Source organism: uncultured Faecalicoccus sp. (genome assembly GCF_944327125.1).
Taxonomy (GTDB): Bacteria; Bacillota_I; Bacilli_A; order Erysipelotrichales; family Erysipelotrichaceae; genus Faecalicoccus.
Genome location: NZ_CALVGO010000063.1, coordinates 1 through 7534, shown reverse-complemented (window position 1 = coordinate 7534; position 7534 = coordinate 1). Strand labels below are relative to the sequence as shown.

Below are 7534 nucleotides of genomic sequence, written 5' to 3'. Positions count from 1 at the left end.
TGCGGGTTGGTTACGGCTTTTCTGCAGACAAAAATGAAGATCCATCCTTTGTTAGCCGGAATCTTGACGATGACAGCGCTGTATTCGGTGAATTTACGGATCATGTCGGGCTCTCCCAACATTGCCTTGTTGAATACAGAATCGCTGTTTACTAAAGTACCGTTTACTTTGGGATTGTTATTTGTGATCAGTGTGATTTCAGGATTGCTTCTCTTTTTGTTCTTTAAAACCAATACCGGGCTGATGCTTCGGGCAGCTGGCGATAATGAAACGATGGTCAAATCCAGCAGTATCAATGTCGATACGATGAAATTTATCGGGATGGCTCTGGCCAATGGCTTTGTCGCTTTATCCGGGGCTCTGCTGGCGCAATATCAAAATTTTGCGGATGTAACAGGGGGAACGGGAATGATGGTCCTTGGGTTGGCAGGAATCATCATTGGTGAGGCCGTAATTCGAAAAAAATCGATTGGTTTTGGTCTGGCTTCCTGTATTCTTGGTGCTTGTCTGTATCGTCTTCTTTATACAGTGGCTTTACAGTTTGGAATTCCGGCAACGGATATGAATATGATGTCGGCCATCCTGGTCGCACTCACGATTTCAATACCTTATTTAAAGAAAGTGAGGGCAAAAGAAAATGCTTGAACTTGAAAATGTTTCAGTGACTTTTAATAAAGGGACCTCTTTAGAAAAGGTGGCTCTAAAGGAAATCAATGTCACCATACAAGATGGAGACTTTATTACGATGTTGGGAAGCAATGGGGCTGGAAAGAGTACATTGTTCAATGTGATCAGCGGTGCTATCTTGCCAAGTCATGGAAAGATCTATCTTGATTCGGAAGAAATCACGAAACAAAAAGAACATATTCGTGCTAAAAATATCGGCCGGCTGTTCCAGAATCCGGAACATGGTACGGCGCCGCATCTGACCGTGGAAGAAAATCTGGCACTGGCGTATTCACCCAAAAAATACGGAAAACTTTCACTGGCCGTTCATAAACAGGATCGTTTGTATTTTCAGGAAAAACTGAAGACTTTGGATATGGGATTGGAAGATCGTTTGAAGACACCGATCGGACTCTTATCCGGTGGGCAAAGACAGGCGGTTGCGTTGATGATGGCACTTTTGAATCCGCCTAAGATCCTTCTTCTGGATGAGCATACAGCGGCTCTGGATCCTAAAAGCGCGCAAAAGATCTTAAAGATCACCAACGATCTGATTCAGAAAGAAAAGATCACGGCTTTGATGATCACACATAATATTCAAGATGCCTTAAACAATGGAAATCGTTTGTTTATTATGAACGAAGGGGCTTTGATCCAGGATATGAACGCTCAGGAAAAATCGAAACTGAAGCCGGCTGATATTTTAAATTATTATGCGGTTTGACAAACGATGGAATTGGGATTAGACTAAAAGCACGAGGTATATGGTTATGAGCGCAATTGATGAATTGAAATCGATCCCGACCCGAAAACATGTGGTCACAAGCATCGAATATGAATGCAAAACAGAAGAAAAAGAAGATGAAGTGTTTGAAAAGGTGCAGGGCATCTTAAAACATCATTTGGATGAAGTTGCCAAGATCACATACGATCTGGAGGCCGATGACAAAGTAAAAGTCGAAGTCATTCAAAATCTATAGGAGAGCCATCTCCTATTTTTTTATGCTTCGGGAAAACAAGGCGGCTCCAAACAAGACAATCAGGCCGGGGATGACCGTAGGCAATCCGGTAAAAACATAGGCCAGTAATAAAATAGCGGCTAAAAAAAAGAAAAGCATGGCAAAGATATGTTTGTTCATGATAACCTCAATTCTTTTTTATTATAGCATGCTAAATGAGCAAACTATGGAAAAATTGCATATTTATCTGACTTTAGGACGTGTTTGTTATAAAGCTGAAATCTTTGAACAAGAGGTTTGACCTCCGGGAAAAAGTTGAAGAGGGTCTTCTTATTTTTTTTGACAACATATCAAAAATCTCTGGCAATTTTTAATCCCTTGTATCCGCTCAATATGTTGATTATTCAAAGTATTCCATATAAAATTAATTTTAGACGTTTGGGGGAGTATTATGGAAAATGAAAGCAATCTGCAAGGTCTTACTTCTAAAGAAGTTAAAGACAGGCTAGAAAAGGGCTTGATCAATACACAGGAAAAAACAGCGAGTCGAACAATCAAGGATATCTTAATCGAAAATATATTTACTTTATTTAACTTATTGAATCTGTTGATTGCCATTGCATTGGCATTCGTTCATGCCTGGAGCAATCTTTTGTTTATGGCCATCATCATCATGAATGTGCTGATTGGGATCATTCAAGAGTTAAAGGCCAAAAAGATGGTGGACGATCTATCAATTTTGGTGACACCAAAGGCTACGGTGTTAAGAGAGGGAAAGATTCAAGAAATTATTGCGGATGAAATTGTCCTGGATGATATCATGGTTTTAAAACAAGGGCAGCAGATTTCTTGTGATGCAAGTCTTGTTTCGGGGAGTTTGGAAGTCAATGAAAGTCTTTTGACAGGTGAAAGTGATGCGATCCAAAAAGAAAGTGGCGATGAAGTGCTTTCCGGAAGCTATGTGGTTGCCGGACAAGCTTATGTAAAAGTCAATCATGTCGGGAAGGACAACTACGCGAACAAACTGGCTGATCAGGCAAGTACATGGAAACCGGTGAATTCGCAGCTGTTGAATTCGATGAAAAAGGTTACGCGGTTTACGTGCTTTTTGATCATTCCCTTAGGGATTCTATTATTCATTGAAGCTTTTTTAATGCGAGACGAAGGCTTATATCAAAGTGTAGTCAGCAGTTCTGCGGCTTTGTTAGGAATGCTTCCTAAGGGGCTGGTGCTCTTAATGAGTATTTCTTTGGCAGCTGGTATCGTTCGTCTGGGGAAAAAGAAGATCTTGGTACAGCGTTTGTATGCCTTGGAAACATTATCTCATGTAGATGTGCTTTGTTTAGACAAAACAGGGACTTTAACGACAGGGAAAATGAAGGTCGATCATGTTGTGGAATTGAGTGAGGTTTCCAAAGAGGATGAAGACTTTATCGCATCGTACTTGTATCATAGTACAGATTCCAATGCGACTTTTGAAGCGATGGCGCAGTATTTTAAAGCGCAGAATGTATATACGCCAACAGCTAAAATTCCGTTTTCTTCAGAGAGAAAATGGAGTGCAATCGTCTTTGATCATGTTACGTATGTTATAGGAGCGCCGGAACGTTTATGTCAAAGCGTACCTGAACAGGCGCAACAGGAAATGAAAAAAGGGAATCGTGTCATTGTGATTGGAAAGACCGCGGATGAGGTAAAAGTCCATCAAAGTCTTCCAAAGATCAATGCGCTTTATCTGGTCGTGATTCAGGATGTACTTCGTGAAAACTGTCAAGATACCATTGAACAGTTTCATCAAGAAGGTGTACAGATCAAAATCATTTCTGGAGATCATGTGGATGCGGTCAGTGCTTTGGCCAAACAGGCTGGCGTGATCGATGCCCACAAAGTGATTGATTTATCGCAATATGACGATACAGCGGATTATGGAAAACTGGCAGAAGAAAATGTAGTATTTGGGCGAGTCTCTCCTCAGCAGAAAAAATGGCTGGTCAAAGGGCTGCAGTCAAGAAGTCATCAGGTTGCGATGACCGGTGATGGAGTGAACGATATTTTAGCGTTAAGAGAAGCTGACTGCAGTATCGCAATTGCCCAGGGGAACGACGCAGTTAAACAAATCTCGGAGATCGTACTCTTGGATTCTTCGTTTAAAAATTTATCCGATGTGCTTTTTGAGGGAAGACGAGTTGTCAACAATATCACTCGTGTGGCTGGGGTATTCTTTATCAAAACGATCTACTCGGTATTATTATCGGTAATCTGTGTGCTTTCAATTTTTGGCGGAGCGGACTTTAGTTTTGGCTTTCCGTTTATCCCTATCCAGATTACATTGATCGATGCGGCTATTGAAGCTTGGCCTTCGTTTGTGACGATGATGGAGCCAAATCATCATCCGGTTCCTAAAGATTTTTTACCGGTGGTCTTGAAAAAGGCGCTTCCGTTTGCCTTGATGATTTTAATTTATATTTGTTCTATTCATTTTTTCACTGATGAAACAACAAATACACAAACCATTATGTATTACGGCATTGTTTATATCAGCATGTTAGCCGTTGTGAAATCATGTATTCCGATGAACCCTTTGCGTTTGTTTGTATCATCTACGATGGTGATTGGCTTTACCTTTGGCGTGTTGGTATTTAAAAACTTATTTCATTTGGCATTTACCGGCTGGTTTGTGGTCGGCATGATGATCATCTATCTGATTCTAATCTTACTATTGGCAAAATATAAGACAAAGAGCAATTCCTAATCGAAGGAGTTGTTCTTTTTATTTAGAAAGAAACTTAGAAGAAACAATCCGATGAAAATAGTTATCGTATATGCATCGATTCATCATTAAAACACAAAAAGATCGTTGATATATGTGTGGGTATTTTTTCTTAGACAGCATTGATCTGATTTAAGAACTTTGTCCGGATGCTTCATCCTACGATCGCATTAGGTTGGCTTCGGAGACCTATTTTGGCTCGGCGCATCCGCTAGTCAAAGCGTTTGTTGGGAAAACTAAGTTTCGGCAAGATCAAAAATGTTTTATGATCACGACTGTCGGGGCACCTTGGATAGACTTTCAATCTTTTTCTGACAATTTTTTTGGGAAGATAGGAGGTATAGTGAGAAAGACTTGTCAGAAACGAAAAAATGCCAGTCAGAATCGGCTGGCATTTTTTGATTAGACATAAAAAAAAGCCTTACGGCTGAATGGTTAAATGGAGCAGGTGATGAGAATCGAACTCACGTAGTCAGCTTGGAAGGCTGAAGTTCTACCATTGAACTACACCTGCAAATGGTGACCCGTGGGCGATTCGAACGCCCGACCCTTTGATTAAAAGTCAAATGCTCTACCATCTGAGCTAACGGGTCAAAAAGAAATGGTGCCGACTATAGGAATTGAACCCACAACCTACTGATTACAAGTCAGTTGCTCTACCAATTGAGCTAAGTCGGCACATAGAAATGGTGGAGGCTAACGGGCTCGAACCGCTGACCCTCTGCTTGTAAGGCAGATGCTCTCCCAACTGAGCTAAGCCTCCGATTGCCATACAATAATAGCAGATGTTCATAGGGCAGTCAAGCACAAAATACAATGGAGCAGGTGAGGAGAATCGAACTCCCGTATACAGCATGGCAAGCTGTTGTTCTACCATTGAACTACACCTGCATCTAGTGGCTGGGGTAACTGGATTCGAACCAGTGAAATGCAGGAGTCAAAGTCCTGTGCCTTACCGCTTGGCTATACCCCAATAAATGGTGGAGGAGGACAGATTCGAACTGCCGAACCCGAAGGAACAGATTTACAGTCTGCCGCGTTTAGCCTCTTCGCTACTCCTCCATGAAAATTTTGTTGGGGCTAAAAAATGGTGGAGGCTAACGGGCTCGAACCGCTGACCCTCTGCTTGTAAGGCAGATGCTCTCCCAACTGAGCTAAGCCTCCATTCATTTAGCGCCTTTATATACTAGCAAATTCTTTTTTGGATGTCAATTTATTTCTAAAATTTGTTTTAAAAATTTTATAGCGGATATCCAGAGCCTTTAAATAAGCCTCTCCAATGGTTTTTTGATTCGTTCTGGATGCCTTATATATCGCTTTTTCCTGATAAAACAGAAGAATTTGAGGTTTGACGATCAAGTAGTCTTTGCCAAAGACCGATTTTGACTGGATGCTTTGGAGCTTTTCCAATGTGTCTTTGGAAGCGTGTGAAAAATGAAGCTTTGTGATCAATGTTTCCTGAAGCTGGTACAGTTCGGTTGGACTATCTTCGGAAAGAATCCATACAGGAACGTTGATTTGAGAAAAGTAAGGTTCCCAATAGAGCCATTGATCTAAGTATTGACGTCCTTTTTCTTTTTTTAAAGAATCCAGGGTCGTGACAAGGACAAAGTCCAGATTGAGCCATCCAGTATTTTGATAGGGTTGTATGATTTCAATTTTCATCGTGTATTGGTGAATGCGCATCCTTATTATAACATAGTGCCGGAATCGTTAAAATATGATATCCTATATAATATATGGAAAGGGAAACAACATGATCAAAGCAGGTATAGATTTAGGGGCCGATTCGATTCGCCTTGTGACTTCGGAAGACGGTCTTGTCTTTGATGAGGCGTGTATGGTGGCTTTCGATCAAAAAGGAAATGTCCTGGCTATAGGAAATGAAGCAAGAGACATGAAACAATCTCTGGATCAGGAAATCCAGGTCGTTTCTCCTTTGGCAATGGAAACCATCGATTTTTATGCGCTTCATCTTCTTTTGGAACAGTTGATTTATGATTTTAAACTTTTTCGCATGTTCAAGAAAACGATTCTTCTTTTCAGCTATCCGACTTCATTAGGGGAAGATGAGTGTGATCAGCTGAAGGAACATCTTTTGGATCTGGGAGCGTATCGTGTATATTTTGATCAGGAGATCTGGGTGGCCAGCATAGGAGCAAAGCTCAATCTTTTTATCCCCGTTGCCAGCTGCCTGTTGAATCTTGGTTCTTCCAACTGTGATATTGCGGTGTTTTCAAATGGCGGAATGATCAAAAAATCGTCTTATAAAGCGGCAGGGAGACATGTAGATCTGTTGATCAAAAAATGGATGCATCAACAGCATTCACTTTTGATCGATGATGAAACAGCACAGCGAATCAAACTTGAAATTGGACAGACTCGTTTGAGCCAGCGCCCTCGTTCCATGCTTGTGCAGGGGATCCATTCCCGCCAGCAGAAGCTGCATTCGGTTTCCATCAGTGAAAACGATTTGGTTCCTGTCTTGATGCCTCTTTGTCAGCAATGGGCCGGCTGGATCTATAAATTCCTGATGTCCTTGACGCCTCAGCAGCAGGAAGATGTCCGAATGCGCGGGATCATATGCTGCGGTGGAACGATGCTGTTGCCAGGGCTTAAAGAAACACTGCAGGAAATGATATCGTGTCCTATCTATGTGACGGACGATCCATTGAATACGGTGAGTCAGGGCTTGGAAGATCTTTTATCCAGAATGTAAGAAAAAGTCAGGAAAAATTCATCTTTTCTTGGCTTTTTTGTTGAAGATTTGTTAGAATGGTAGATGGCTATTTATGCCAGTTCATTTCATTTTCAGTAAGGAGGCGTTGTAGAATTCATGTCAAAGCAGGATATGATTGAAATCGATGGGATCGTTGTAGACACATTACCTAATGCTGCTTTTAAAGTGAAATTAGAGAATGGGCACGAGATCATGGCTCACGTTTCTGGTAAAATCCGTATGCATCACATTCGCATTTTACCAGGTGATCGTGTTACCGTTGAAATTTCACCCTATGATTTAACACGTGGGCGTATAACATTCAGAAGAAAATAGGAGGGAAAACAAATGAAAGTAAGACCATCCGTAAAACCGATGTGCGACAAATGCCGAGTAATTCGACGCAAGGGTCGCGTCATG

At 41.3% G+C, this 7534-nt stretch carries 9 protein-coding genes and 8 tRNA genes; 7 read left to right on the top strand and 10 right to left on the bottom strand.

The window, feature by feature from the left end; translation table 11 throughout:
- The 3 genes from Q0K03_RS06740 to Q0K03_RS06730 all read left to right on the top strand — a co-directional run.
- The coding region (locus tag Q0K03_RS06740) for an ABC transporter permease (RefSeq protein WP_297238947.1) at positions 1-645 on the top strand (645 nt) is incomplete at its 5' end.
- On the top strand, positions 638-1390 hold the full coding sequence (locus Q0K03_RS06735; RefSeq protein ID WP_297238946.1) for an ATP-binding cassette domain-containing protein: 753 nt from the start codon (positions 638-640) through the stop codon (positions 1388-1390). The genes Q0K03_RS06740 and Q0K03_RS06735, both read left to right, overlap by 8 nt.
- A gap of 46 nt (positions 1391-1436) precedes the next feature.
- A complete protein-coding gene (locus Q0K03_RS06730) occupies positions 1437-1646 on the top strand; it encodes a hypothetical protein (RefSeq protein WP_297238945.1) in 210 nt (69 codons plus the stop codon).
- Between the two features lie 12 nt (positions 1647-1658).
- Here the strand turns inward: Q0K03_RS06730 and Q0K03_RS06725 are convergent, their stop codons facing one another.
- Positions 1659-1805 carry a hypothetical protein gene (locus tag Q0K03_RS06725; protein ID WP_297238944.1) on the bottom strand — a complete coding sequence of 49 codons (147 nt, stop codon included), beginning with the start codon at positions 1803-1805 and terminating at the stop codon, positions 1659-1661.
- A gap of 271 nt (positions 1806-2076) precedes the next feature.
- Between Q0K03_RS06725 and Q0K03_RS06720 the strand changes: the two genes are divergently transcribed.
- On the top strand, positions 2077-4377 hold the full coding sequence (locus tag Q0K03_RS06720; protein ID WP_297238943.1) for an HAD-IC family P-type ATPase: 2301 nt from the start codon (positions 2077-2079) through the stop codon (positions 4375-4377).
- Positions 4378-4835: 458 nt separating this feature from the next.
- Here Q0K03_RS06720 and Q0K03_RS06715 read toward each other — a convergent pair.
- The 9 genes from Q0K03_RS06715 to Q0K03_RS06675 all read right to left on the bottom strand — a co-directional run bounded on the left by Q0K03_RS06715 (position 4836) and on the right by Q0K03_RS06675 (position 6060).
- Positions 4836-4909, bottom strand: a tRNA-Gly gene (locus Q0K03_RS06715).
- A 3-nt stretch (positions 4910-4912) separates the two neighbouring features.
- Positions 4913-4988, bottom strand: a tRNA-Lys gene (locus Q0K03_RS06710).
- Between the two features lie 9 nt (positions 4989-4997).
- A tRNA-Thr gene (locus Q0K03_RS06705) sits at positions 4998-5073 on the bottom strand.
- Positions 5074-5082: 9 nt separating this feature from the next.
- Positions 5083-5158 (bottom strand) — tRNA-Val (locus Q0K03_RS06700).
- Positions 5159-5212: 54 nt separating this feature from the next.
- Positions 5213-5286, bottom strand: a tRNA-Gly gene (locus Q0K03_RS06695).
- Between the two features lie 6 nt (positions 5287-5292).
- Positions 5293-5368: transfer RNA gene (locus tag Q0K03_RS06690), tRNA-Gln, on the bottom strand.
- A 5-nt stretch (positions 5369-5373) separates the two neighbouring features.
- A tRNA-Tyr gene (locus Q0K03_RS06685) sits at positions 5374-5457 on the bottom strand.
- 26 nt (positions 5458-5483) lie between these two features.
- A tRNA-Val gene (locus tag Q0K03_RS06680) sits at positions 5484-5559 on the bottom strand.
- 15 nt (positions 5560-5574) lie between these two features.
- Positions 5575-6060 (bottom strand): hypothetical protein, encoded by a 486-nt coding sequence (locus tag Q0K03_RS06675; protein WP_297238942.1) that lies wholly within the window; start codon positions 6058-6060, stop codon positions 5575-5577.
- A gap of 91 nt (positions 6061-6151) precedes the next feature.
- Here Q0K03_RS06675 and Q0K03_RS06670 point away from each other — a divergent pair, with 91 nt between their 5' ends.
- From Q0K03_RS06670 to rpmJ, 3 genes are all read left to right on the top strand, one after another.
- Positions 6152-7114, top strand: a complete 963-nt coding sequence (locus tag Q0K03_RS06670) for a rod shape-determining protein (protein ID WP_297238941.1) — start codon at positions 6152-6154, stop codon at positions 7112-7114.
- Positions 7115-7231: 117 nt separating this feature from the next.
- The gene (gene infA, locus Q0K03_RS06665; protein ID WP_022790349.1) at positions 7232-7450 is read left to right on the top strand and encodes a translation initiation factor IF-1; all 219 of its coding nucleotides are present in this window, start codon (positions 7232-7234) and stop codon (positions 7448-7450) included.
- Positions 7451-7462: 12 nt separating this feature from the next.
- Positions 7463-7534 (top strand): 50S ribosomal protein L36 (gene rpmJ / locus Q0K03_RS06660; RefSeq protein ID WP_297238948.1); only part of this gene is annotated, 72 nt, incomplete at its 3' end.

What these genes read in the sequence shown, in the direction of transcription:
- Q0K03_RS06675 (WP_297238942.1), bottom strand. Translation starts at nt 6,060, where the DNA reads ATGAAAATTGAAATCATACAACCCTATCAAAATACTGGATGGCTCAAT.
- Q0K03_RS06670 (WP_297238941.1), top strand. Translation starts at nt 6,152, where the DNA reads ATGATCAAAGCAGGTATAGATTTAGGGGCCGATTCGATTCGCCTTGTG.
- Q0K03_RS06730 (WP_297238945.1), top strand. Translation starts at nt 1,437, where the DNA reads ATGAGCGCAATTGATGAATTGAAATCGATCCCGACCCGAAAACATGTG.
- Q0K03_RS06735 (WP_297238946.1), top strand. Translation starts at nt 638, where the DNA reads ATGCTTGAACTTGAAAATGTTTCAGTGACTTTTAATAAAGGGACCTCT.
- infA (WP_022790349.1), top strand. Translation starts at nt 7,232, where the DNA reads ATGTCAAAGCAGGATATGATTGAAATCGATGGGATCGTTGTAGACACA.
- Q0K03_RS06725 (WP_297238944.1), bottom strand. Translation starts at nt 1,805, where the DNA reads ATGAACAAACATATCTTTGCCATGCTTTTCTTTTTTTTAGCCGCTATT.
- Q0K03_RS06720 (WP_297238943.1), top strand. Translation starts at nt 2,077, where the DNA reads ATGGAAAATGAAAGCAATCTGCAAGGTCTTACTTCTAAAGAAGTTAAA.